The sequence below is a fragment of the Nitrospinota bacterium genome, from assembly GCA_016235255.1.
Classification (GTDB): domain Bacteria; phylum Nitrospinota_A; class UBA7883; order UBA7883; family JACRLM01; genus JACRLM01.
On record JACRLM010000031.1, the window covers coordinates 121285 to 146553 of the forward strand.

The 25269-nt window shown below is 56.2% G+C and carries 28 protein-coding genes; 19 read left to right on the forward strand and 9 right to left on the reverse strand.

Annotated features, from left to right (window positions below; genetic code table 11):
- Positions 1–16: 16 nt before the first annotated feature.
- Complete coding sequence (locus tag HZB29_04060; GenBank protein MBI5814765.1) at positions 17–1330, reverse strand: hypothetical protein; 1314 nt, start codon at positions 1328–1330, stop codon at positions 17–19.
- Positions 1327–3768 (reverse strand): hypothetical protein, encoded by a 2442-nt coding sequence (locus tag HZB29_04065; GenBank protein MBI5814766.1) that lies wholly within the window; start codon positions 3766–3768, stop codon positions 1327–1329. Before HZB29_04065 ends, HZB29_04060 begins: the two co-directional genes overlap by 4 nt.
- Before the next feature lie 145 nt (positions 3769–3913).
- On the opposite strand from HZB29_04065, the gene nagZ reads away from it, so the two are divergent.
- Both nagZ and HZB29_04075 read left to right on the forward strand, forming a co-directional pair.
- Entirely contained in the window at positions 3914–4984 is a 1071-nt protein-coding gene (gene nagZ / locus HZB29_04070; protein MBI5814767.1) for a beta-N-acetylhexosaminidase, read from the forward strand.
- The gene (locus HZB29_04075) at positions 4977–5372 is read left to right on the forward strand and encodes a hypothetical protein (GenBank protein MBI5814768.1); all 396 of its coding nucleotides are present in this window, start codon (positions 4977–4979) and stop codon (positions 5370–5372) included. The genes nagZ and HZB29_04075 overlap by 8 nt, the downstream gene beginning before the upstream one ends.
- Before the next feature lie 3 nt (positions 5373–5375).
- On the opposite strand, the gene HZB29_04080 is transcribed toward HZB29_04075, so the two are convergent.
- Entirely contained in the window at positions 5376–5855 is a 480-nt protein-coding gene (locus tag HZB29_04080) for a DinB family protein (GenBank protein ID MBI5814769.1), read from the reverse strand.
- Between the two features lie 114 nt (positions 5856–5969).
- Here HZB29_04080 and HZB29_04085 point away from each other — a divergent pair, with 114 nt between their 5' ends.
- From HZB29_04085 to HZB29_04105, 5 genes are all read left to right on the forward strand, one after another.
- Positions 5970–6884, forward strand: a complete 915-nt coding sequence (locus tag HZB29_04085) for an exopolyphosphatase (GenBank protein MBI5814770.1) — start codon at positions 5970–5972, stop codon at positions 6882–6884.
- Positions 6885–6910: 26 nt separating this feature from the next.
- Positions 6911–7168: a type II toxin-antitoxin system HicA family toxin gene (locus HZB29_04090; protein ID MBI5814771.1), complete on the forward strand. Its 258-nt coding sequence runs from the start codon at positions 6911–6913 to the stop codon at positions 7166–7168.
- Positions 7165–7383: a type II toxin-antitoxin system HicB family antitoxin gene (locus HZB29_04095; GenBank protein ID MBI5814772.1), complete on the forward strand. Its 219-nt coding sequence runs from the start codon at positions 7165–7167 to the stop codon at positions 7381–7383. The genes HZB29_04090 and HZB29_04095 overlap by 4 nt, the downstream gene beginning before the upstream one ends.
- 72 nt (positions 7384–7455) lie before the next feature.
- Complete coding sequence (locus HZB29_04100; protein MBI5814773.1) at positions 7456–7752, forward strand: cytochrome c; 297 nt, start codon at positions 7456–7458, stop codon at positions 7750–7752.
- 36 nt (positions 7753–7788) lie between these two features.
- Positions 7789–8415, forward strand: coding sequence for a class I SAM-dependent methyltransferase (locus HZB29_04105; protein MBI5814774.1), 627 nt, complete (start codon positions 7789–7791; stop codon positions 8413–8415).
- A gap of 17 nt (positions 8416–8432) precedes the next feature.
- Here HZB29_04105 and HZB29_04110 read toward each other — a convergent pair whose 3' ends face one another.
- On the reverse strand, positions 8433–9599 hold the full coding sequence (locus HZB29_04110; protein ID MBI5814775.1) for a GAF domain-containing sensor histidine kinase: 1167 nt from the start codon (positions 9597–9599) through the stop codon (positions 8433–8435).
- 79 nt (positions 9600–9678) lie between these two features.
- On the opposite strand from HZB29_04110, the gene HZB29_04115 reads away from it, so the two are divergent.
- Entirely contained in the window at positions 9679–9999 is a 321-nt protein-coding gene (locus HZB29_04115) for an ATP-dependent Clp protease adaptor ClpS (protein MBI5814776.1), read from the forward strand.
- Positions 10000–10002: 3 nt separating this feature from the next.
- Here the strand turns inward: HZB29_04115 and HZB29_04120 are convergent, their stop codons facing one another.
- Complete coding sequence (locus tag HZB29_04120; GenBank protein ID MBI5814777.1) at positions 10003–10320, reverse strand: hypothetical protein; 318 nt, start codon at positions 10318–10320, stop codon at positions 10003–10005.
- Between the two features lie 87 nt (positions 10321–10407).
- Here HZB29_04120 and HZB29_04125 point away from each other — a divergent pair, with 87 nt between their 5' ends.
- Positions 10408–11109, forward strand: a complete 702-nt coding sequence (locus tag HZB29_04125; protein ID MBI5814778.1) for an RluA family pseudouridine synthase — start codon at positions 10408–10410, stop codon at positions 11107–11109.
- A 168-nt stretch (positions 11110–11277) separates the two neighbouring features.
- On the opposite strand, the gene HZB29_04130 is transcribed toward HZB29_04125, so the two are convergent.
- Entirely contained in the window at positions 11278–11790 is a 513-nt protein-coding gene (locus HZB29_04130; GenBank protein MBI5814779.1) for a hypothetical protein, read from the reverse strand.
- Positions 11791–12101: 311 nt separating this feature from the next.
- On the opposite strand from HZB29_04130, the gene HZB29_04135 reads away from it, so the two are divergent.
- From HZB29_04135 to HZB29_04175, 9 genes are all read left to right on the forward strand, one after another.
- On the forward strand, positions 12102–12491 hold the full coding sequence (locus HZB29_04135; GenBank protein MBI5814780.1) for a hypothetical protein: 390 nt from the start codon (positions 12102–12104) through the stop codon (positions 12489–12491).
- A gap of 278 nt (positions 12492–12769) precedes the next feature.
- On the forward strand, positions 12770–16462 hold the full coding sequence (locus tag HZB29_04140) for a hypothetical protein (GenBank protein MBI5814781.1): 3693 nt from the start codon (positions 12770–12772) through the stop codon (positions 16460–16462).
- On the forward strand, positions 16459–16941 hold the full coding sequence (locus HZB29_04145; GenBank protein ID MBI5814782.1) for a GIY-YIG nuclease family protein: 483 nt from the start codon (positions 16459–16461) through the stop codon (positions 16939–16941). The genes HZB29_04140 and HZB29_04145 overlap by 4 nt, the downstream gene beginning before the upstream one ends.
- Positions 16942–16988: 47 nt before the next feature.
- Complete coding sequence (locus HZB29_04150) at positions 16989–17666, forward strand: cytochrome b/b6 domain-containing protein (GenBank protein ID MBI5814783.1); 678 nt, start codon at positions 16989–16991, stop codon at positions 17664–17666.
- 113 nt (positions 17667–17779) lie between these two features.
- Entirely contained in the window at positions 17780–18814 is a 1035-nt protein-coding gene (gene hrcA, locus HZB29_04155; GenBank protein ID MBI5814784.1) for a heat-inducible transcription repressor HrcA, read from the forward strand.
- 21 nt (positions 18815–18835) lie between these two features.
- On the forward strand, positions 18836–19546 hold the full coding sequence (locus tag HZB29_04160) for a nucleotide exchange factor GrpE (GenBank protein ID MBI5814785.1): 711 nt from the start codon (positions 18836–18838) through the stop codon (positions 19544–19546).
- Positions 19547–19650: 104 nt separating this feature from the next.
- Positions 19651–20853: an MFS transporter gene (locus HZB29_04165; protein ID MBI5814786.1), complete on the forward strand. Its 1203-nt coding sequence runs from the start codon at positions 19651–19653 to the stop codon at positions 20851–20853.
- Between the two features lie 48 nt (positions 20854–20901).
- Positions 20902–21339, forward strand: a complete 438-nt coding sequence (locus HZB29_04170) for a very short patch repair endonuclease (GenBank protein MBI5814787.1) — start codon at positions 20902–20904, stop codon at positions 21337–21339.
- Positions 21261–22421 (forward strand): DNA cytosine methyltransferase, encoded by a 1161-nt coding sequence (locus HZB29_04175; protein MBI5814788.1) that lies wholly within the window; start codon positions 21261–21263, stop codon positions 22419–22421. The genes HZB29_04170 and HZB29_04175 overlap by 79 nt, the downstream gene beginning before the upstream one ends.
- A 90-nt stretch (positions 22422–22511) precedes the next feature.
- On the opposite strand, the gene HZB29_04180 is transcribed toward HZB29_04175, so the two are convergent.
- Complete coding sequence (locus tag HZB29_04180; protein ID MBI5814789.1) at positions 22512–22661, reverse strand: hypothetical protein; 150 nt, start codon at positions 22659–22661, stop codon at positions 22512–22514.
- A gap of 270 nt (positions 22662–22931) precedes the next feature.
- Here HZB29_04180 and HZB29_04185 point away from each other — a divergent pair, with 270 nt between their 5' ends.
- Positions 22932–23138: a glutaredoxin gene (locus tag HZB29_04185; GenBank protein ID MBI5814790.1), complete on the forward strand. Its 207-nt coding sequence runs from the start codon at positions 22932–22934 to the stop codon at positions 23136–23138.
- A 42-nt stretch (positions 23139–23180) separates the two neighbouring features.
- Here HZB29_04185 and HZB29_04190 read toward each other — a convergent pair whose 3' ends face one another.
- Positions 23181–24098: a L,D-transpeptidase family protein gene (locus tag HZB29_04190; protein ID MBI5814791.1), complete on the reverse strand. Its 918-nt coding sequence runs from the start codon at positions 24096–24098 to the stop codon at positions 23181–23183.
- 4 nt (positions 24099–24102) lie between these two features.
- Positions 24103–25050 carry a nuclear transport factor 2 family protein gene (locus tag HZB29_04195; protein MBI5814792.1) on the reverse strand — a complete coding sequence of 316 codons (948 nt, stop codon included), beginning with the start codon at positions 25048–25050 and terminating at the stop codon, positions 24103–24105.
- Between the last annotated feature and the right edge of the window lie 219 nt (positions 25051–25269).

Genomic DNA, 25269 nt, shown 5'->3' on the forward strand with positions numbered 1-25269 from the left:
AAGGCCGTAAGGTAAGCTAGAACCTGTATCCCACCTGGCCGTACATGGTGGTGGTGTTGAAGTTGTCGGCGTAGCGGGTGGAATATATCGAGTTGATGTCCAGGTATTTCTCCGACGAGTATTGCCAGGACAGCACGGCGTAGATGTTCCTGGTGAACGCGTAGTCCATGTTCAATTCATACACCATCTGGTCCAGGCCGCCCATCTGCCCATCCTGCGTGTTCTTCATCCAGGTGACGGCCGCGTCGGCGTTGAATTTTTCGAAAAGCGTCACGCCAATCGACGCGTACACAGCCTGTACCTTGGACGTAAAATAGTCCAGGTCGGAATAACGTATGTCCCACCTGGTGTCGAAAATGAAATTGGTGTCCCGCAGACCCACGTAACTCTGCGGGGCGGATTTCCCGTCGGCCTCGCGATAGCGGTAGTCCGTTCCGGCGTAAAGGCTCAGCGTCTTCCATATCCCCGTCTCGCCCCGAAGCCGGGCGACGCGGTATTTGTCCTCCAGAAGCTCCACCTTCCACTCGGTGTGCGACGCTTCCCGGTTTATCGCCCGGAACTCGTTATATGTGGCGCTGAGTACAAAGGCCTTGGAGACTCTCCAGTTAAGTTGCGCCAGGGCGTTTGTCATGTCCCACCCTTTGGTCACGATCTTGCTTGATCCGTCCGCCTCTTCGTCCACATTGTCCATGTCCACGCTGGCCTGGAAATGGAAACCCTCCATCGCCGGCATGAAATAAATGAAGGCGTTGGCCCGCTCCCTGTCCTTGTTCCCCTTGTAGGTGTCGTAGGCGTAGCCGCCGGAGGCGCCGAACTCGTCCGTCCGGGTGAAGATGTATCCGCCATAGGCGTTGTAGTCCGTATTGAAGCTGTCATGGTATGGGTCCGGCCGCGCGCCGCCGAAAAGGCCGAAGCCGTTCTTGTTGTTGAGCCATATCTTGGCGTTCACTCCGTCCACCATCTCGCTGACGAATTCCTCGACGAACGAACGGCCGATGGTGATGTCGGCGAAATCGGCCAGTTTCCTGTATTTGAGGTTGGCCATTATCACCCGGCCCCCGGGGATGCCGTCGTTATAGTCGTTGTTGGAGAAACGGGCCGCCCCGTCCAGGTTGAACGAAAGCTTGTCCTCGCCGAGCAGACCTTCCTGGATGTAACGGTAATAAAGGGTGGTGGCGCTAAAGCTCTGGGTGTCCAGTGTGTCGCTTATGTTGATGGAGCTTATGGCCATGCGGCCGTGGGGCTCCGTGTCAACGGCGCGGGACACACCCGGGACGAACAGCGCCACTATGGCGAAAAGGGCCGCTGTTTTATATATGTGCCTTCTCATCGTTTCGGCAGAATCCATGTGAACTGCGTGTGGCAGCGCTTGCAGTTTGTGTCGTTCGAGGGATTGTAAATGGTGTGCAGCGCCGTGGCCGTGGCGCTGAACATGTCCTTGGCGTGGCAGGCCACGCAGTCGCTGGGCCGCCCCCTGTAAACACGACCCTGATGGCACCTGTTGCAGTCAAGATAGCGGTGGGCGCCTTCAAGCCGGAACCCTGTCAGGTTGTGGCGGAACTTGTGCGGCTCCCAGCTTCTCATGGAGTGGCAATCGTTGCAAAGCCTCCCCATCTGGTTTAGATGCGGGTCCGTGTGGCACTGCTGGCAGTCCGGCCCAAGCCCGGTGAAGTCCCCCTTCATCTTGGTGTGGCAGTCCTCGCACTGCAGCTGTGCGTGGGTCTCGGTCAGCGGGAAACCCGTCCTTTCGTGGGCCACAACCTTCGGATGCCAGTTGGCCGTGGTATGGCACTCTTCGCAGGCCGGGCCCAGCTTGCCTTTATGCTTGTCGTCTTTCTTGTGGCAGGCGTTGCAGTCCATCGGGACCGGCTTCCATACCTTGTTCTTATGGCAGCTGTCGCACTTGGCCGGCTTGTGCTTGCCTGTGAGCGGATATCGCGTGGATGTGGAATGGTTGAACTTGGCTGTCATGTCCTTCCAGTCCGCCGTCACGTGGCAGGTCTCGCATTTTCTCGGCTCGAAAAGCTTCTTGTGCGGGTCGGCGTGGCACCCGGAGGCCGAGCATGTGTCATAGGCCATCGGCCTGTAATGGACCAGCGGCAGGCTTTTCCCTTCGTATGTTAAAACGCGCGACGCGTCCGTTTTGTGGCACTTGGCGCACTTTACGTCCTTGTGCTTGCCGTCGAGCCTGTATCCCCTGTATGCCGTGCTGTCGTGGCTGAATGCCGCGGGCTTCCATTCCTTCATCAAATGGCAGTCGCCGCAGTTGGCCGCGTCAAACTGGCGGCCGTGGATGGCGCCGCGCTTCTCGCTGTCGTGGCAATTGGCGGTGGCGCAACGCTTGGTGTCAATAGGCCTGAACACCTGCATGCCTGCGCCGTCTTTATAATGGCAATCCTGGCACTTGACCTTGGCGTGCGCCCCTTCGAGCTTATAGCCTTTGTAAGAGGAACTCTCGTGCTTGAACAGGCCTGGCTTCCAGCCGGATTCATCATGGCACTCGTCGCACCGCCTGTCCTTGAACTGGACGCCGTGGACAGCCCCGCGCTTGGGCGTGTCGTGGCACCACTGGTTGTCGCACCGCGATGTGTTTATGGGCTTGTACAACACCCGCACATGGCCGGCCTTGTATTTGACGGTCTCCGCCGTCTGCCTGTGGCAGGTTGCGCACTCTGCCTTGGCGTGTTTTCCCTTCAGCTTAAAGCCCTTATAGGCTGCGCTTTCATGCTTGAACAGCAGGCTCTTCCAGCCGGCCTCCGTGTGGCACTCCTCGCACTTTCTTCCCTTGAACTGGTCGCCATGCACAAGCCCCCTAGCCGCCACGTCGTGGCATCCTTCCGCCTGGCAACTGTCGAACCTGGCGACCTTATAGCTCCCCTTGGCGCCCGCCGGATGGCAGACCTCGCACCTTTGCTCAAGGTGCTTCCCGCGCAACGGATAGCGTGTCTTGTCATGGTTGAACCGCACCTTCTTCCAGTCCGAAGCGCCATGGCAGTTTTCGCACTTGTCTCCAAGGGCGCCCTTGTGCACATCTTCTTTCTTATGGCAGGTTACGCACCTTTCATATCCGGCCGCCCTGAACACCGCCTCGCCGGGGGTGCGTTTCGGGTGGCACTTCTCGCAGGTGACCCGCGCGTGCTTGCCCTCAAGCGGATACTTCGTCTGCTTGTCGTGGTCGAGCTTTACGTCCATCCCCTTCCACGAACGGAAGTTGATGTGGCAGTCCGCGCACTTGTCCCCAAGGGTCTTGATGTGGACGTCCTTGTGGCAGGAGACGCAGTCCCTTCCCGCCCCGAGATATGTGACCGATCCGCGTTCCGTCTTCTTCTTATGGCACTTTTCGCAATCGGTTATCTTGTGTTTTTCGGTGAGCGGATACCCGGTCTGATCGTGGTTGAAAAAGTCCCTTTTCCCCTTCTCCCACTGGATCATGTATAGCTGGCGGCCCTTGTGGTCTGGATGGCAGTCCTTGCACTTTTTCGACCGGACGGTGGAATGGGCGTGATACCCCCCTTCCCTGGGCGGGACGGGCAGCTTTATTTCCTTGTGGCAGTCCAGGCATTTGTCTTCGTTGACGCCGCCGGTCAGGTCATGGCAATCAATGCACTTTTTGATGCTGTCCAGTTCGGTGTGGGATTTGGCCAGGTCCCCCGGGGAGATCAGCCGCCCCACACCCAGCGACTGGGCGAACGCAGGCGACGCCATGGCGGCCACGGCCAAAGCCATGAACAACGTCCTTGCGGCGGATTTTATGGATAGACCGGCCACTTTAATACACCCTCTAGCAAACAACTCAACTTCCGGCGGCCATGCAGGCCAGCCTGCGCCCTATCTCGCATTGCAAGGCCGGGCGCTTTTTATTATCCGTTGATTCCGGCGCCCCAAACCTTTACCATTGCGGCTGTATTTAAACTTGTTTGACCACTTGAACGCAACAACTTTTTCGCATCAGCAGCAGCCGGGGGACTTCACCTCCGCCCGGGCCGCGGGCCAGCTTTTGATCTTGGGCTTTGACGGGACGAAATACACCCCCGCCATGGGCTCATGGTTCAAGGAATTCAAGCCGGGCGGGGTGATCCTTTTCGCAAGGAACATGGAGGAGCCGGGCCAGATCAAGCGGCTTGTTTCCGACATCGTAAAGCTCTCCGAAGACGTCACCGGCATGATTCCGTTCGTGTGCGTGGACCAGGAGGGGGGGCGGGTTTCGCGCCTGCCGGTAAAGCATTACCCGGAATTCCCCACCGCCCGCGCGCTTGCGATGGACGGAAGCGAAGAGCGCGTCCGGGAAAATTACAGGGAAATAGGCAATATCCTTCACGGCCTGGGATTCAACGTGGACTTCGCCCCGGTGGCCGACCTGGACACGAATCCGGGCAATCCAATCATCGGCGACAGGTCTTTCGGGTCCGACCCGGACAAAGTCTCCCGTTTTGTGGCCGCATCCATACGGGGGCTCAAGGACGCCGGAATCCTCTCCTGCGCAAAGCATTTCCCCGGCCATGGAGACACAAGCCTGGACAGCCATCTGGACCTGCCGGAGGATCAAAGACCGGCCCAAAGGTTTTACGACGCGGAGCTTGCCCCCTTTGCCGCCGCGGCGGCGGAAGGTGTGGACTTTTTCATGACCGCCCATGTGGTCTATCCCGCTTTTGATCCCCGCAATCCGGCCACGCTGTCCGAAATAATAATCCAGGGCATCGCAAGGGACAGGATAGGTTATGATGGCATTATCGCCGGGGACGACATGGACATGAAGGCGATCGCGGGAAGATGGGGAGACGGGCAGGCGGCCCGGATGGCGCTGCAGGCGGGCGTGGACATGCTGCTCGTATGCCACGAGACCCCCAGGAGGCGGACCGTCTTTAACGCCGTCCTTGAAGCGGTGGAGTCCGGACTGGTTGACGGCCCCAAGGTCCATGAGCGGCTGGAACGGATAATCAAGGCAAAGAACAAAATATTGAGTATTGGAGGGAATAATGCTTAAGAGAAGCGCTATTGCGTTCATTACCATGTTGCTGTTGCTCGCCCCCGCCACGTTTGCCCCGGCCCGGGAGGGGAAAGGGAGACCGGAGCGCCTTATCGCCGGGGCATGGGTGAAGGTGAACCCGAGAGGTGGAGTGGACACCCTTGACTTCCACCCGGACGGCCGGTTTGAACTGATCCTGGAAAACGGCGCCGTCAAGGAGGTCTTCGGACATTACACCGCCACCAGGAGAAAGATAGTCATAAACGCCGACGGCGGCAGGAACCATTGCATGAAGACCGGCATATACACTTTTGATTTTGCCGGCCGGGAACTTCGCATATCCCGCCACGATGATCCTTGCCCGGGACGTGACCGGATATTGATTGGCGTCTGGAAACGGAGATAGGCCCTACGGCCTTTCCGTTCCCCATATGGCCGGCGGCCTGATCCCGTTCATCCGGGCGTAAATCCACGCCTGCCCCCGGTGATGGACGTTTTCTTCGTACATCCACCAGAGGAACTCCTCCACGGTGAGCTCCTGCCCGCCCCAGAAAGGGGTGACGCGCGCTTTGGCGAAATCTTCCGGCTTTGATTTGAGAAAGCTCACAAGCTCCGCCCATACCCTGCGGACCATTGCGGCCCTTTCTTTTGGCGTTTCAGGCTGCAAAGCGGGATCGCGGTACGCTCCGGGAAAATCCACCGGCTCCCCTTTGACGCACTGCATGAACAATATCCGGTGAATGGCGTTATGGCTGAGCAGATGCATCCAGGGCAGCGCTTTTTCGCAAGGCTTCCAGTGGGCTTTGTCCTCCGGAACCTGCTCGAGCGCCAACGCCATGTGTTCCACAACTATCCCGGCCCTGTCGTAATAAATATCCAGCGCTCCCATGGCCCCTCCGCTTAGATCATGTTTTTTGTGATCGGAAACAGCCGCAAATTGTATGGTATTATAAGCCCAAACTTGGGGAATGGCTGGCATGTTTAAACAGTTGATCCTGAAGATATGAGACTGCTCACAAGGTCTGATTTCGACGGCCTGGCCTGCGCTGTGCTGTTAAAAGAGCTCGGCCTTATAGACGATTACAAGTTCGTCCACCCAAAAGACATTCAGGACGGCCTGGTGGAAGTCACCGAAAATGACGTCCTGACCAACATCCCATACGTCCCCGGCTGCGGAATGTGGTTTGACCATCACGCAAGCGAGAACGAACGCCTGCCGGACAAAGGAACCTTCAAGGGGGACTGGCGCGAAACAGACTCCGCGGCACGGGTCATCTTCGACTACTTCGGCGGCAAACAGGCATTCGGAAAACTATCCGTGATGATGGACGCGGTGGACAAGGCCGACGCCGGCCGCTTCACCCGGGACGAGATCATGAATCCGTCTGGCTGGGTGCTCCTCTCTTTTATCATGGATCCGCGGACGGGCCTTGGGCGTTTCCGGGACTACAAGATCAGCAACTACGACCTGATGATGAAAATGATCGGCCTTTGCCGGTCGAAAACGGCGGAAGAAATCCTGGACGACTCCGACGTGCAGGAGCGCGTGGTGCGATATTACACTCAGGACAAGCTTTTCCGCGACATGCTAGAAGGCCATACGAAGACCGACGGCAACGTGATCATAAGCGACATGCGCGGCGTGGGCGAAATCCAGCCCGGGAACAGGTTCATGATCTATGCGCTGTTTCCCGAGCAGAACATCTCCATATGGCTCATAGACGGCAGGCAGAAGCAGAACGCGGTGTTCGCGGTTGGGCATTCCATCGTCAACCGCACCTCCAGGACCAACGTTGGAAGCCTGATGCTAAAATACGGCGGCGGCGGCCATCTTCGGGTGGGCACCTGCCAGGTGGCGTATGACACGGCGGACAGAGTGCTTGCCGAGCTTGTGAATCAGATGAAAAAAGACGGATGATATAATAACTTTGGAATGACGGCATCGTGACCAAGCGCAAATTATTGCTCAAGATATTAAATAATCAGCGCAATGTCAGGTTTAAGGAATTGAGTCAATTGGCGATGGCATTCGGCTTTATACTCGTCAGGATCAAGGGAAGCCATCACATATTCGCTCATCCGGCGGTAAATGAGTTGGTAAACTTGCAGGATGTGGATGGAAGCGCAAAACCATATCAAGTCCGGCAGTTTCTTAAACTGGCCGAAAAATACAATTTAAGGCTGGAGGAGAAGGAAGCGTGACAGACTATCATATAAATATTCTTTACAGCGATGAAGATGGCGGGTATATCGCGGACATTCCTGATCTTCCCCATTGCTCGGCGTTTGGCGCCACCCCCCAGGAAGCCTTGCGTGAGGTTCAATTGGCCAAAGAAGCGTGGTTGGAAGCGGCAAAGGCCGAGGGGAAACCCATTCCCGCTCCTAAATACCGCCCTCTTATCTATCAAACGGCATGATTGGTTTTATGCGCAAAAGAGGACTTTGCCAGCTCTGCAAACTTGACCATCCATTTTTCAGGAATTGACGATATGAAATTATTTATAACGCTGTTGGCGGTGTCCGCCATTATCGCAGGCTCGGCCATTTCTTTCGCGGCCGGAACTGCGGACGAAGGGAAAGTCCTTTATTCGGCGCAAAAATATAATTGCGCGAAATGCCACGGCCCGACCGGCGCGGAAGGTGGCATGGGGCCTTCGTTCAAAGGCGTGGGCAAAAAATACGACAAAACAAAACTCATGGAGCGCGCCGCGCACAACTGCCCTCCCACCGGCGTGTGCAGCCCGAAGGACCTTGGCGCCATCGTTGACTACCTGCGGACGCTGTAGTCGCCTTATAAGTCCCGCGCAGGCAGGTTTGGCAAGATGATCGGCAGGTTATATTCCCGGTTCGTGTTCCCGGTGATCGCAGATTACGCCCTTTCGCGCCCGCATATCGCCGAGCGCCGGAAAGCGGCCCTGGCCCAGGCAGCCGGAAGGATACTTGAAATAGGCTTCGGCAGCGGACTAAACCTTGCCCATTACCCGCCCGGCGTCCGCAAAATCTCCACCGTCGAACCCAATGCTGGCATGACAAAACTTGCCCGCAAAAGGATCGCCGCATCCGGAATGGAAATAGAAATACATCATTCCACCGGCGCCGCGATCCCCTATGGGGAAGGGGAGTTTGACAGCGTTGTGTGCACATGGACCCTTTGCAGCGTGGACGATCTGGCGGGGGTGATGGGTGAAGTGGGGAGGGTGCTAAAGCCGGGCGGCCGGTTCCTTTTTCTGGAGCATGGCGCTTCCGGCAATCCAAAAACAAAGAAGTGGCAAGACAGGCTCACTCCCATAAACCGCATCATCGCCGACGGCTGCCATTTGAACCGCGACATCCCGGCGATAGTGGAAAGCGGCGGCCTTAAAATCGTGCGGCTGGAAAAATCAACGCTGGAGAACGCGCCGTCGGTGATGGGGAACATTTACATGGGAGTGGCGGAGAAGGAAAAATAATCGCCTGGATTAAATTTTCATGGCGGAGAAGTCTTTCCTGAATGTTGCCCTGCCCTTATGGTGAACGTCGTCCCTTTCCCCTCTTGCGATTCCACGCTAATTTGCCAGCCGTGATCTTCGATTATCGTTTTCACTATGGCCATGCCTAGCCCGGTCCCGTTGGCCTTGCCGTGGGTGAAAAGGGGCTCCCATATCTTTCGCAGGTTGTCTTTTGATATGCCCACGCCCGTGTCGTCCACGGTTATCACCGCCCCTTCCCCTTCGCGCACGGCCTTGATGGTGAGCGTCCCCCCCGCCGGCATCGCTTCCACGCCGTTGCGCACAAGGTTCACCAGGGCGCGGCGCACCTTACGCACGTCCATCGAAAGCTCGATGGCGCGGTCCGCCTCCAATTGAATGTCCACCCCGGAATGCTCCGTCCCCTTTAGCTGCTCCACCACCGATTCGAGCGCCGGGAAAAGCAGGTGCGGCTTTTTCAAAAGGTGGGAATGGCCCGTGCGCACGAAATCGAAGATATCCTCGATCAGGCCGTATATGTTATCGCTGGACTTTCTTACCATATCCCCCATCCGCGACACGGTCTCCTGCTGCATGCCGCCCCGCCGCAGAAGGTCGGCGCTTATGTTGAGCTGGTGGATGTCGTTCCGGATGTCGTGAAGGATGGACGAGGCCATCTTCCCCACCACCGAAAGTTTCTCCGCCCTCGAAAGCTCATCGCGCAGCCGGGCCGTCTCCAGCGCCGCGGCGATCTGGGAGGCGAGGGTCTCCAGCAGCTGCACGTCCCGCTGGGAGAAAAAGGCCGGCTGGTCGCTCTCCACGTTGAACACGCCTATGGTCCTGTCGTTATATTTCAATGGGACGCACAGCTCCGACCGGCAGTTTTCAACACCCTTTATGAAACGTGGATCGTTTAGCGTGTCGTCCACCAGGATTGTTTCGCCGGTTTTGGCCACCGCGCCGCTGATCCCTTCGCCCACATGGATCACGATGTCCGCCGCCTCTCTTGGAAAGCCGATCCCCTGCCGGGAAACAAGCTCTCCGTCGTTTAAAAGGCGGATAAGCGCATGGTCATACCCCAGCACGTCATGGGATATAAGCATCGCCATTTCAAGAATCTGCGTTTCGGAGCGGGAGGTGGTCAGGTATTGACCAAGGAAATTTACTTTCTGCAGTTTGTCGTCCATTTGTATTATTATAAATTAAAATCCTGAAAATTAGCTTACAATGACCGCTTTTTAACGTGATTATCCGGATTTTCTGACTATGGCGCCGCGTAAAACTGAACTGGACACCGACACCATCCATGAAACTCAAAGCAGGGAGCGTTTCGCACCTATGTATTGGGTGGTCATGCACAACGACCCTGTCACCACCATGGATTTCGTGGTGGAAATACTTATGAAGGTGTTCAGCTTGAGTTTTCATGTGGCCGAGGACCTGATGTACCGCATCCATTACACCGGCCTTGCGCGCATAGGGCTTATGCCGCTTGAAAGGGCCGAGTTCAAGGTGGAAACAGTGCATCGAGCCGCCAGGGCCAGCGGTTATCCCCTCACCTGCACCATCGAACCGGAAGACGTTTAAAAGTCACTCTTCCTCGTCATCAGAGCCGATCGGAAGGTCTTCATCGTTTGGCTGTGGCGGAACTTTGACAAGTTTCTCCCGGACTTTCAAAAACTCGGCCAGATGTTCCGGGTCGGTGGAAAAAGCGGGGGTGACGGAATGACGTCCCGTGTCCGGTTCCACAATGGCCCGCAGGCTTGAGGCCTGTCCGTAATTCTGCATCACGGCGCCAAATCCCTGTTTGAACACCGGGCATTCGTCGTTCGCGCAAATCCAGAGGAACGGCGCTCCCCATCCAAGCCCGTCGCCGAAACTCACCGGCGGGGTGGCGTGCTTTGTCATCAACTCGCCGCAATGCGGGCAAAAAGGGGGCTCTACTACCTTTATTCCATCCATCAAATCAGTATATCATCAGGCGAGCGGACTTCCATGCGGCACGCTGAAAGGAAACAGGTGAAAAATACGTCATCGGCCGGTTTTGAAGTGGTATATGAGGACAACCACTTGATCCTTGTCATAAAACCGTTCAACATCCCCACCCAGTCGGACAAAAGCGGCGACCCGGACCTTTTGACTATGGTAAAAAAGCGCCTGAAGGAAAAATACTCGAAACCGGGCGAGGTATTCCTTGGCATGGTCCACAGGCTCGACAGGCCCGTGGGGGGGCTTTGCCTTTTCGCAAAGACCTCGAAGGCCGCCTCGCGCCTTTCCGAGCAACTGCGCGAGCGCAAAATCCGCAAGGAATACGTTGCGGTGGTGATCGGGACGCCGAGGGAGAAAAGGGGATCGTTGACGCATTACCTTGCCAAGGACCGGGAGAAGAACCGGGTGAGCGCCTACAAAAATCCCAAGCCTGACGCGAAAAAAGCGGAGCTGGAATACGAGGTGACAAAATCGCAAGGAGGCCTGTGCCAGCTTCTGGTGAAACCGCGCACCGGACGGTCGCACCAGATCCGGGCCCAGCTTGCGGCGATAGGGCATCCGATAGTTGGCGACCTGAAATATGGCGCGAAAGAGCCGACGCAGGGGAAGAACATCCTGCTGTACGCCACCCGGCTGGAATTCATCCACCCCGTGACCAAAGAGGAAATGGAATTTGAGATAGAACCGCCAAAAGGATGGGGCGCATGAGCCTATAAAATAAACGAAGGTAAATTCAGTATCTTTTTCTCGGCGAACGTGACCAGCACATTGTACAAATACCTTGGTTTTATTGGTGCGTTCGGTGTGGCCATTAATATTTTAGTCAAACTTATTGAATGGTATGGGGGCTGTGGAATAGCTCAGTGTTTTTAAGACCTACATCTTGTCTCTCTCCAGCCATGCTTCTATGGCTTGGGCTCTTTCTTTTTTCGCTTGGATCTGCGGATCCCATTCCTTGACCTTGGCGATGTCGGATTTCTTTTTATTCTTTAAACTTACGATAACGCTTCGCTGGGCCAGTTCCCGCTCTTTTGGATCGTCGAATTTTACTTTGTCCAGCGGCTTGTCCAGTTTCCAGTCGTCGTCGCTCCCTCTTTTGGCCCCGGCGGAGGTCTGAATGGATTTCTTGGCGGTGATATTCGCCTTTTCCTTTTCTTTCTCGGCCTGTTTTTCGTGGTCATTCACATCGGTCTCCCCCACACCTCCCGCTTTTTCCTCCTCTTTCGCCTGTTTTTCAGGCTCCTTGGCGGCGCTTTCCATGGCCACCTGATCACCGGCGGGGGCGTTGTGTGAAAAAGCAAAGTATGCAACGCCGCCCACCATAAACATGGCGAACACCGGCGCCGCGATAAAAAGATATTTCCTGTACTTTAAAATCAAATCCTTCATGGCAAGACCGTCATATCATGTATGTATTATATCGGTGATTTGGACGCAAAACTGTCCCTGTGAATGACGTTTTTTAGGATTCATCGCGCAAAATCGTCTTTAAAGGAGGCAATAATGTCGCATCCGCAAACAAAGCCGTTTGCGGCCTTATTGAGCAATGGGCGCATAATCAACATGTTAGCTTGCGAGCGATATTTTTGTCTCATTGGTATCCGGCTTGCAATAAAAAATAGCAGGTTTGCTGATTAAATAACTTTACCGACTATTCCGATAAAGTAATCAAGAGCGAAACCACACAAGGAGGCGTGGCCATGGAAGACAAGAAGAATGAGAAGGAGCTTAAGGCGTTGACCAGGGCGATCATGGAAGTTTTGACTCACAATGAAGAAATCATGACGCTATTGCTGGACTTGAAGACCCGCAAGGTGATCGACTCCTCCACGCTGCTAGGTCTCGCTCTTAAAGTCAGCGATCTTGTGGAAGTTTCCGGCACGGCTTTTTCGCAGGAAGAGCTTGGCGTGCGCAAGGCGGGGCCAGACCCCCGCGCGGCCGAAGCGAAAAGCGACCAGCTTTTGGCTGTAAAGGAAAAAGCGGTGATAGACGGCCGTGAGCTTAGCACCAGGGAGACTGCGTTCCAGGAATGGACATCCGAGCAGTTCGATGAAAAGGCGTGGCTCAAGAAATCCGGCCTGATCTTTTAAACTAAAAGCTCCCGCTGGAAACAGCGGGGTCAAGCGTTGACCACGGCTTGTCCCTTGCGTAAAAGGATCCACCCCACCCCCCCAATAAAGGGTCTTTCGCGCAAGGGATGAGCCTTTTTTGACCCGATTCGCCCCCGGCTTTCACGCTCCCCTATTAATGAAGGCGACTTAAGAGTAAAATATGCCAACGATGCGCAAGGTTTTGGATTTTATCGTAAACCACTTTCTTCCCGTGCAGGCTTTAGCGGCATGGGAAGCATGGCCATATATACACGAAAGTGACTGACAATATAGCTCCAGTGTCCCGCTTCCCCCTGTCAAAGGTGGCCAAATGGCTTATCAGGGGGATCGCCGCGCTTTCGGTCCTGCTATTCCTGGCATTGGCGGCGGGCGCGGTCTATTTGAACCACTGGTTCAAATCGGGCGATGTACGAGGCGCGGTGGTCTATCTGCTGGGGGTGGTCACGGGGGGCGAAGTTGAAGTGGGCTCCATATCCGTCAACGAAAAAGGGAAAATAAGCGTCCACAAGCTTTCGGTCAAAAAACCCGGGGGCGGATTTCAGTTCACCGCCGACACGATAGAAGCCATGGTGGACCTGGATTCGCTATGGATGTGGAAGATAAACCTGCCGTCAGTCAATATCGAGCGCCCTCGCCTCGCCCTGCTTCCCGCTCCGGAGCCTGCCAAAGGGGCCACGCCCCCTCCGGCGGAACCTGTTGCGAGGGGTGGAGTGAATATTCCGAAGGTCAAGTCGCCGATATTCATAACGGTGAATGCGCTGGCGTTAAACGACCTGGCCATGGAGCGGGTGGACAAATCCGGATCGGTGTCCGTTTCAGGCGTCAATTTTTCAGGAAAAGGATCCATAGGCCCGGACGGAGGCGAAGGCTCTTTTTCCATCGTCAGCGCGGAAGACGCGCTGATAGTGAACAGGCGGTGGGGTTCGGAAGCGCGGATAATTCCGCAGATAGTGGCCGCCGCGTCGCTTGCCAAGTCCGGGGACATAGCCATCCGGGGGGATGTGGAATTCATTTCCGAGGGACGGCGCAAGAACGTCTCCATATCATCTCCCGTGCGCCTTAAGGCGTCCATGAAGGCTGAAGGAGAGATAAACGGCGTCCCCACGGGCCATGCGACGGCGTTCTTGAGCCTGGACAAGGAACAGCTTATGGACATTTCCGCCAGCGCCGAGGATGATGGCGGTAATTTTAAATATGAAATCAAGTCCAGGAAGATGAAGATCAACCTGGACAGCCTGTCCAAATTCGCCGCTCCTCCCGGAATATGGGCCAACGGCGTGATGGACGTCACCGAGTTTGACGCAAAAGGGACGGCGCCGGGAGACGGCAAGACACCCCCCGAGACGGTGATATCCGGCAAGACCCACGCCAGGCTCTATTTCGCTTCCATAAACGGCGTCACCATGCCGGAAGGTGGAAGCATGGATTTGACCCTGGATGAATTCAAGATATCCGGCAAAGGATACGCCGGCAAGGTGACGGGGGGGCTGTCCGTGCAGAAACTGGAATTCGAGGATACGGATTTAAAGGGAATCTTCGGAAAACTGGAGGCGGACATGTCCGGGACGACCCAGACGGCGTCGTCCGGGGTCGCCGCGGCCTCCTTGTTCATAGCGGACTCGGCTCATAAAGAGACGAAGTTCGCGGGGATGAACTTTACGCTTAAGGCGAAAGGCGACTTCCTTAATGGCGACATAGGCGACATCACGGCCACGGTGGCGTCGCAGGACGGGGTGTTTGGAAAGCTTTCCGGGGCTATCGGTAATTACGGGCTGGAATCGCTGGCGTCCAAGGTTTATTTCAGGGCTCCGATGGAACGGTTGAACGGATTATTGCCGTCTGGCGGCGAAAGCTATTATTTCACCAGCGGACAAATGGACGCTTCCGCCGAAATAGGCGGGAAGGCGGGCATGGATTTCAAGGAGCCCAGGATCACTTTCACCGGCGTCGTGAACCTTGGCGGCGTGGAGGGTGAGTTCGCCGGCCAGTCAGCGCATATGAGGCCTTCGTCTGGATATATAAATTTTAAAGGAAGGCTCAATCCCTTGCTGGCGGTCACCGACCTTGAGACCAACGCCAATATCAAATCGGCCGGAGTGGAGGCGGAAGACTCCTTCACGGCCACTCCGGTCAATTTCACCATGGCCCTGCGTTCGCCGGATCCGGTGAATGACAAGGTCTGGGTGAAATTCCTTTTAAACTCCGACAGGTTCTCCACAGGTAAAAGGGGCAAGGAGTTTCCCGCTTACACCCAGGTGGAAGCCATATCCGACCCCGTGCTCAATAAATATGTCATAAAGAGCGCCTTGGCGCGGATTGGCTCCTCTTCGATGAGGGCGCAGGGATGGCTCGACAGCAAAGGGATGAATTTCAAGGGGGACTTGGGCGCGGAGGACATTGATCTTAAAACGGTGTTCCGCCTGATTCCCGCGGCGTCCAGAAAAGACCTCGGCCTGCAACAGATGGAGGGGCAGCTTAAGTTCGCGGCTCTATGGGAAGGCAAGCTTCCTGGCTCCATGGAGGACTTTAAATGGCCGCCCCCCTTCGATTTCAGCGGTGACATAAAGCTGACCGATGGCGCGATCAACTTAAAGCCGATGGGAATCATCGCCGAAGGGGCGTCCGCCACCCTGGCCGCCGGGGCTGGGCGCAACGGGGCGAAACTGGCCGGGACCATCCGCGCAAAGAAGTTTGTGGACAAGGCAATTTTCGGCGGCAAGGCGGCCGATCCTTCCGCCGAAGTGGACTTGCGCTATCTGGACAACGACAGGCTGGAGGTGGACAAGTTCATAATCAGCGCTCCTGCAATAGGGCTTTCCGAATCGTTCAAGGGGACCATCGGGGGGCTTAGCTCCAAGGCATGGGGTGATCTGGCGAAAAAGCCCGGCAAAGTGGTCCCAAACCTTGCGATGAATTTTGAAAATCACTTCACCCTGGCGGCGTCCAAGGGCGTATCTATCTTCAAAACGGACCTGGAAGGTGGAGCTAACATGGACCTGACGGTAAAATCCATCGCCGGTGAAAGCCTTTCTATCACTGGGAAAGCCGCTTTTTCGGACTTTTCCATATGGTCAAAAGGCAAAAAAGTTGTCGAAAAACTCAATGGCCGCCTGCCATTCTCGAAAAAGTTGACGTTTCTGAGCGAAAAGGACGGCGGCGTTTCCTTTATCGCCCATGCGGATTTCGCTGACAAGGCCAAAACCGTCCGCGACGACGCGTTCTTTGAATCGTTGCGCGGCTGGAACCCCGGGAAGGACAGCTTGAAGGTGGAATATATAAATATGGACCCGGTTCTCATGCGCGGGACGGCCTTTGACCTGAAACTGGGAGAAAACTCGCTCGGCGTTGATTTCCTGAGGACCGCTGTCCTTGGAGGTTCGCTGACGGGCGCGTACCAGATGAAGGGAGAGGGGGGCGGTCCCATACTGAGGGGCGCCCAGTTTTTCAGCGAAATAAACCTTGAGCGCGTCCTCCATAAAGATTTTGGACTTTCTGAAAAAGAAGCCGGAATAGACGGCTCCATGGAGGTGGCCATCGCCGCCGGTGATGAAGATGACGGGCTGGACATATCCAAGGCCGACGCCGCGGTTTACATCACCCGCATAAGCCCGGAGGCGCTCGACAAACTGCTTCTTTTCATGGACCCGAAAGAGAGCGTCCCGTCGATAATGAGCGTGCGCGCGCTTTTGAAACGGGCAAATCCCGGGAAAGTGGAGTTTTCCGCAAAGCACGGGGCCTTTTCGATGACCGTTGGCCTGAAATACGGCTCATCCGCCAGCGGGCAGGCGGTCTCTATCCAGGTAATGAAAGACGCTCCGATCAGCGCCATCGCCAATCTGGCCCCCCTTGAGGAAGCCATGCGGGGGATGACCGCGCTCAACCTGATTATCCGGACGGTTTGTTCGGAAGCGCTGGTCGCAAACGCGGACGGCCACCTGGCTTTTAGATGACCGATTCCGGCCTGTACGCCATCGTATTGAATTTTGAGCGCCCGGTGGTGGTGGAAATCGGAAAGCTTGGCAAAGTCCGGTTCCCCGCGGGAAGTTACGTTTATGTGGGGAGCGCAAAACGCGGACTTTCCAAGCGGATCGCCCGCCATTCAAGAAAGACCAAGCCATTAAGGTGGCATATAGACTATCTTCGCGCCCGGGCCGGTTTCCATGGTTCGTCTCCTTTTCCCGGCGCGCTAGGGGAGTGCCGGTTGGCCGTGGCAGTGCGGGAGATTCTGGAAGGCCGCGTTTTCCCCGCCGGATTCGGCTCATCGGACTGCCGGTGCGGGGGGCATCTGATACATACAGGCAAACCGGCGGACAAAACTCTTGAACTTGTCTGCGCCCTGGGCAAAATACCCGCGGGTTCGCCTGCATTTAATAACGATGAGCGCCCCTTTGCGCCAAAACGTTTGGCTTTGCCAAACCAGTTGAATTAGAATGAAAGTTTGCTATATGGACAAAAAGGTTTGCCGGAGAGTTGGCGATGAATAAGACGGTGATAAGGTTCACCCCGTCGGAGCGGTGGTTCCACAATATTGTCATGTTCACCTTTATTTTTCTTCTGATTACCGGCCTTTCGATGATCGTCCACAACCTTTTGGGAAAGCATAACGAATCCCGTCACTTCCTTTCCGTGGCCCACAAGGTCATGAGCGTGCTGTTTATGGCAGGCCCGCCGCTTGCCTTTCTTTTGGGAAATAAAAAAGTTTGGCGGGAAAACTTGAGCATAATCACATCCTTCACCCGTCGCGACGCCGAATGGCTTTTAAAAAAACCGTTCAAGACAATACGCAAGGGGATAGACCTGCCCGCGGAGGACAAGTTCAACCCGGGCCAGAAAGTCTGGGCCATTATCGCCATTTCCGGCTCTGTCACTCTCGTTCTCAGCGGCGTGGTCATATGGATGTTCGAATCGGCGATACTTGGCCTTTTCATCCATACGTCCCTAACCGTGGTGATGGCGATCACCCTGTCCGGCCACGTTTTCATGGCGCTCATCAACCGGGACACACGGCCCGGGATAGGGTCGATAATAGACGGCGAGGTGGACGCGGAATGGGCGATGCATCATCATCCGCTATGGATGGAGCGGATGGCAAAGGAAAGGGTGATGGGGAAACTTGGGGACAATCAGCCGCCCGGGCCTTCCGGCAAGGCTTGAGAATATCCTGCGCCTGCCGCAGCGTCCGTCTTGACACCCGGCGCATGCTTTTTTATATATAATCAGGGATTCAGATAAATTTCGTAACGGTGGAATCAATGGGTTGTTCCTGCTTGGACACACGCTCTGCCATGGTGCTCAAGGCTGTGGTGGAAGGCCATATAGCCAGTTCGGAGCCGGTGGGGGCGCGGATCATTTCCAAACGAAGCGAATTCAACCTAAGCCCCGCCTCCATACGCAATGTGATGGCCGGCCTTGAGGAAAGCGGATTTCTGGAACAACCGCACACCTCCGCCGGAAGGATACCTTCGGACAAAGGTTACAGGTATTACGCCCAGTCCATGGCGGGCCCGGCAATCCCTTCCACGCAGGAGATGGACCGCATACACTCGGCCACGCACGGCGCCGCGTGGCAGGAGTTGACGGACCTGCTGGCGGCGGTGTCCAGGGCGCTGTCGGACATTTCCAGCCAGGCGAGCCTTGTTGGCATCGCGTCCATAAGCGTCGCCCCTGTTAATCGGATAAGGTTTGTGCATATCGCCGAAAAGCGGGCGCTGGCCGTGATGGTGATGTCCGGAGGGGAAATACGAAACCAGCTTATCGAGACCGCCGAGCCGCTGGAGCAGGATGACCTGGACAAGATTTCAAACTGCTTTAACGCAAAGTTCTCCGGGATGACCCTCGAAGGGGTGCGCCAGGCGCTCATGGAGGAGATGCGGGACGAAAAGGCCCGGGCGGACAAGCTGCTATCACATGTGCTGATGATGGCGGAGCTTATCGGGGAGCGGGTCTCCGTGGACGCCAACGAGAACATATCCCTGGACGGGGCGAGCAATCTTTTGAACCTCAAGGGGGTGACTCTGGACATCGCCGCGCTGAAGAACCTTTTCAGGACTCTGGACGAGAAAAGCAGGCTGGTCTCGCTTTTGACATCATGCTTGAAGCCGGAGGGGATCAACCTGATAATCGGGTCGGAATTTGAAATGGAGGGTTTTTCGGACTATAGCATGGTGGCCCACCGTTTCAAGGGACATGACGGGGCGATGGGGGCCGTTGGGATAATCGGCCCGAAGGCGATGGACTACGCCAGGGCCATGGGCCTTGTGCTTTACACCGCAAACCAGGTGGGCAGCAGGCTTAATGGATAAGGATGAGATTCGGAGTTGGCCGTGAACAAAGAGATTAAAGATTCTGAGCAGATGGACTTTGGCGGCGCCGAATCTTTCGGCGATGATGACAGCGGAACTGTCTCCCAGGTGTCCGGCGGGATGCCCCGGCCCGGCGGCACGGTGAAGCTTGAGCGCAAGGAGCTCCCCCGGAAAAAGGAAGATGAAATTTCGGAGCTCCGGCAGGTGATCGCCAACCTTACGGAGGAACTGAAAAAAAGGGAGACCGAGCTTGTGGCGGCGGAAGACAAGTCTTTGCGAGCCGTGGCGGAGGCGGACAACTTCAAGAAACGGATCGCCCGCGAGAAGGAGGATTTCCAGCGCCACGCCCCCGCCCCGATTGTGGAGGCGCTCATTCCCGCCATAGACAACATGGAAAAAGCGCTCCAGGCGGCGGCCGGCGGCGGGGACATGAACGCATTGGCCCAGGGGCTGGAGCTTATCCACCGGCAGATAATGGAGACGCTAAAGAACCACGGCCTTGCCAGGGTGGAAACGCTCGGCAAGCCGATGGACCCGAACACGACGGAGGCCATCCAGATGGTGGACTCCACCGAAGCGGACGACGGGGTGGTGCTCACGGAGTTCATCCCGGGATATATGTTCAGGGACAGGGTGATACGCACGGCCAAAGTGGCCGTGGCCAACAATCCGGCCCAGGCGGCGGCCGCAAGCGGCGAGACCGGCGATCCGGACATAGGGGCAATGGACTGAATATCTCCGCGTAATCCCGCCGTAAGGACCGGCTTCGCTGAAATTTTCGCGTTTCCAGTTTCCACGCGGTATCATCTAACGCAATATCCGGAACTGGAGATTTGATGGGCAAGATGTTTTCGTTCCCGGCGGATGAGCGCAGGGCCATCGCCGGGCTGTCGTCGGTGATCGGCCTTAGGATGCTGGGCCTTTCTTTCATGATCCCGGTGTTCTCGGTGTACGCCACGGGGCTGCCGGGGGCCACGCCTTTTCTGGCGGGAGTGGCCTTTGGTGTGTACGGCCTGACGCAGGCGATGCTGCAGATCCCCTTCGGCTTCATGTCCGACAGGTATGGCAGAAGGCCGGTGGTGGCCACGGGGCTTGTGATTTTCGGGATCGGGTCCGTGATCGCCGCGATGACCACGAACATTTACGTTATGATCGCCGCCCGCTTCCTTCAAGGGGCTGGCGCCATCGCTTCGGCCTGTTTTGCGTGGACGGCGGACCTGACCCACGAGTCCCGCCGGAACATGGCGATGGCGTTCATGGGGATGTCCGTCGGGTCCGGCGTGGTGGGGGGCATGGTGCTCGGCCCGGTCATCGGGGGCGCAATGGGCGTGCCGTTCCTTTTCTGGCTTTCGGCAGGCCTTTCGGCGGTGGCCATAACCATAACCCTGGGCCTGCTCCGGGAACCCCCCGCAAACCAGCCGCACGAAAGCTCCGATTTCTCGCTTGACCCCAAAGTCACTTTCAAATATGCGGCGACGCCGGACCTGTTAAAGCTCGACGTGGTCGGTTTTCTTGTAAACTCCACCATGATTGCCACCAATTTCTATGTGCCACTGCGGCTCAAAGAGTCGCTGACAATGGGGGAGCTTTGGAAAGTGTACCTGCCCCTCACCTTGATCGGAGGAGCCGGGATGATGTTGTTCTCTCGCAAGGCGGACAGCGGCGGGGCCCGGAAAGTGATAACCTCCGCGCTAAGCTTGCTGGTGTGCGGATTCCTTTTGATGTCCACCTCCCAGTCGTTCTGGGTGACTGTGGGCGGATTCGGATTCTTTTTCGCCGGTTTTTCGATATTGGAGGCCACGTTGCCTGCCGCCGTTTCCAAGCTGGCCAATCCCGCGCATCGCGGCTCGATCATCGGGTTTTACAATTTGAGCCAGTTCCTCGGAGTGTTCGTGGGGGGGATGCTGGCAGGATGGCTCAGTTCCAAACATAGCGATGTGCTTTTCCTTATAATGGCCGCCGCCGCCGCCCTTGCCGCGATCATGGTGAACTGGACAAGGGGGGTGGACGCCGTTTCAGCGCCCGCCAGCCGGATATAGAAACAACGCGCAATCTAATGGACGCCGCGTTTATATTAGAATCGTCCAATGCGAAGAAACCCGCTCCACGTCCACAAGGCCATGAAGGCCGTGAAAAGCTCCGGCACCGCCCCGGAAATGGCGATGCGGCGGATACTTTGGAACGCCGGCCTGCGCTACAGACTGCATAAAAAGGAGTTGCCCGGCAAGCCGGACATCGTCTTCACGCGGGCGAAGGTGGCGGTGTTTGTGGACGGCGATTTCTGGCACGGCAACCAGTGGCGGCTGCGCGGATTTAAAAGCCTTGAAGACCAACTTGAAAAAGTCGGCAACAGGGCCTACTGGGAAAATAAAATCAGGAAGAACATCCAGCGCGACAGGGCTGTGGACACGGCGTTGCGCAAGGCTGGATGGAAGGTGATAAGGATATGGGAAAGCCAAGTAAAGCGAAACCCGGCCAGGGCCGCCGCCAGGGTGATCAGAAGCGTGAGCGGGCGCGCGCTGTGAGCCGCCCACGGTTCGCCGAGTTTTTCGCCGGGGCGGGGCTTTTCCGGCTGGGGCTTGAGGCCGCCGGATGGGAATGCGTATTCGCCAACGACAACGATCCTAATAAAGCGGCCATTTATCGGGCCAACTTCGGCGGCGGCCATTTTGCCGAGGAGGATGTGCGCAAGCTGGACGTAAAGCTTTTGCCGCAATGCGACCTTGCAACGGCGTCATTCCCCTGCACAGACCTTTCGCTTGCGGGGGGACGGAGCGGCCTTTCGGGAAAACGCTCCAGCGCTTTTTACGGTTTTGTGCAGGCTCTTGAAAAAATCGGATCGAGACGCCCTCCAATGGTCCTATTGGAAAACGTGCCGGGCCTGCTCACCTCCGGTGGCGGGAAAGACATCCAGAAAGCGTTGGCCGCCATAAGCGGCCTCGGCTACAGGCTGGACATGTTCATCATGGACGCCCGCTGGTTCACCCCGCAAAGCAGACCGAGGCTTTTCATACTAGGGACAAATCGCAAGATGTCCGCCGGGCGCAAAGCTTTCAAAGAGCGTGATCCACGCCTTAAATCCCCGGCGATTGAAAGGGCGGTGCGCAGCGCGCGAAACGTAGAATGGAATTTTATTGAAATACCTTCGCCGCCGGATGCTTCCTCCCAAATCCTTGCCGATATACTCGAAAAAGATGGCGAGGCAAAATGGTGGGACGCGGCCCGGACCGCGAAGTTGATCTCACGCATAGGTGAAAACCGGATTGGAGAGGTGGAAGAAGCCATCAGCGGCCGCAGGACAACGTATGCCACGGTATTTCTCAGGATGCGCAAAGGAATAGTGATGGCCGAACCGAGGATGGATGGGCTGGCCGGATGTCTTCGCACCCCAAGAGGCGGCTCCTCGCGGCAGATTCTCCTGCGCATGGGTGGAGGCCAAGCCATGGCCAGGTATCTGACGGCCCGGGAGTGCGGAAGGCTGCAGGGGGTGGACGGCGGATATATACTTCCCAAAAGCCAGAGCGCCGGGCTATTCGCCTTTGGCGACGCCGTATGCGCGCCGCTAATCGAGTGGATCGCGGCAAACGTCCTCAATCCGCTTCTATAGACGCTTCGGCTCCCGGCGGACATGGACAAAAAAAGGGCGCGGCTTTCCGCGCCCCTCACATCTAAACCGTTGACTGCCGATCCACCCTTGTCACGCGGCGCTTTTCGCGATATGCATGCAATTTGAGCAACTGTGGCTAACGTCCCTGCCGCACATCACGCAGGAGGCGCCGTCAGGTTCGTACTTGATCATCCCGCCGCAATGACTGCATACGGTCTTTACCTCAGGGATGCTTTCCATCACAGACACATTTCCATGTTCACCGCCCCGGACATGGCCGGGCTTTGAGTTTCTCCGCGCGGTCCTGATAGTTCTGGTTTTCATAATCATTATCTCCTTGTCCGCACGCCATAGATGACCGCCGGACATTAATGGATTCATCTTTGATCCAGTAATATCTACATATAATATAGGCTCATAATCACTAATCGGAGGCTTTGCGCCTTACTTTAATGGAGAGTTCAAGTGGCTGTTTTAACTGTGTATTCCGCAGAGTGGTGTCCGGACTGTATGGCGGCTTTAAGGATCCTGGAAGAAAAAGGGATAAAGTATAACCTTGTTGATTTGGACGAAAATCCGGATGCGGCGGAGGTCATAATCGCCGCTTTGGGAAAAAGGGTGTTGCCTGCTCTGGAGTATAAAGGACGGTTCATGGATGGCAACAGGTTCAACAAGGAGAAGTTCGTGTGGGAGCTGGAGGGACTGATGTCCACCTGACAAACGTTTATGATCTGAAAGTATAATCCTTTTAACTTGCGGTCATCCCCCCTGCCTCTCTTTATCAGCGGCGGCCATCGCCTTGTTTTTCCATTCTTTTATGGCGTAAAGAGTGTCCGGATCAATTACCTTTTTCTGGATGGCGCCGTTCTTCACTGGCGCTTCGAATCCACCCGGAAAAATGTACACCGGCGCTCCATTGGTTATATATCTGCTGATTTCAATAATATGAGAATCGTTTAGCTGGACGCATCCTTCGGTGGGCTTTGTCTTGTCCCCCATACCGGAGCCGTGGATCCATATGCCATAGCCGGTCTTGCCAAGGCGCGCGTCCAGTGTATTGGGATAGTTGAGCACGAAAGCCCGCGGGCCGTATTTCTGGAAGGGTATTTCCGGCTGTTCTTTCACGCCGGTGACCTTGTACAGCCCTTCCGGCGTACGCAGGTCTCCCCTTTCAAGCTTGTCCCCCGCTTCCGCTCCCAGCGAAACAGGGTAGCTGGTAACGACCTTGTAGTTCTCCTGCGTTTCCTCCAGCACAAACAGTTCTCTACGCGTCTTGTCCACAAGCAGGGTGTAAATGGACTGTACGTCCGGCTTTGGCAATGATTTTTCCGGAGCCGGAAGTTCCGAAAGGTTGGGCAAGGTTTTCATGATGACCGACTCGTCATCCACGGGGGTTTCCGGCGATGGCGGAGCCAGGCTCACGGCGGGAACGGGCTGCGGCGCCGTCATAAGCGATCCTTTGGCCCCTCCAAACGGCGGCGTCACGGCGTAGCTTATGACCGTGAACGCCATCAATATCGTCATCACCCCGCCCGCCAGCGCGCCCGTCCGGGCGAAAGAGGCCTCCCGGCCGTTGCGGAAAATGTTGTCCACCTGCAGATTGCTCATCCGCACGGCAAACCGCACTTTCGCCTCGAACGCCCGGCGGCGCAGGTGGTGCCTTAATGTGTCTATCATCGCCTTACTGGTTCGGCTTGAATTTTTCCGACTCGATTTTCCATCCGTTTTCCGTCTTCACCATGGCCATCGTCTTCACGCCTGTGTCCGAATAGCGGCCTGAGGTGTATTTCTGGATAAACTCCACAGCCGCCTTGTCACCATCGGCTTTGACGGAAATGTCCGCGACATCTATTTTAATATCTTTTGAGCGGCGGAATTTTTTTTGTTTGTCGGCCAGCCATTCCTCTGTGCTCTGCCCTTCGATCTCAAAAACAGGGGTGTAAAATTCCCGGAACGCCGCCAGGTCCTTTGCCTCCCACGCCCCCTTCCACCGGGCGATGGTATTTATTATCGCCTCCGTTTCGTCCACCACCGGAATCATTGGCGCCTGTTTCTCCTCTTTGGCGGCGTCCTGCTCCGCAAGCTTCATGCGCAGCGACTTGTTCTCCTCCGTCAGCTCGTCAATTTTTTTCTTGGCCGCCTCCAGCGCCAGCGCCTCGGGGCTGTTATCCCTGGCGATGGTTATGTGGATCGAGGAGCCTGATTTCTTGATGTCGTACTGGAAAAGCGCGTTCACCCCGATTTCCACCCGCAGCTTGCCGGCCCGGTCGAAACTCACAAAATGAATCCTGTCCAAAAGCCCCTCGCGCACCGGGATCATCGGGCGTTTCATATGGTGCGTAACGCCGGAAAGCTCCACAGCCAGCCGCAAAGGGCTTTCAAGCTTGTACGAAGAATAATCAAACGGCGCCGTGGCCTGTATGACAATCAGCGACTTGTCCTTTTCGGACGTGGTCTTTATCCCGGTGACCGAGTTGGAGATTGCGCCATCCTTTTTCCCGCCCGCCGCCGTCCCGAAAACAAAGGACGTTTCGCCGGGCCTGGCGCCAATCGTCTGGCAGCCCGTCAGGGCAATAAGCGCGTGGGATAACGCAGCGCCGAATATGATTGAAAAGAGCCTTGCTTTCATCCGATCAAACCGCCGGAAAATCATGGTAAAAATGAACGATTATCTTTAGCAGTTCGCGACAAGCCGCGTCAAGCCATAACGCGTTGCCTCACGGGAAAAGGTAACCGAAGGGGGCGTGGATTTTCGCCTCATGGTTCATTGGCCCATAACTCATTAAAAAGCCTCCTGAGTATTTTTTCAAATTCTTTTCTCAAGTGGAAGGGATTGAGCGTGCCATGG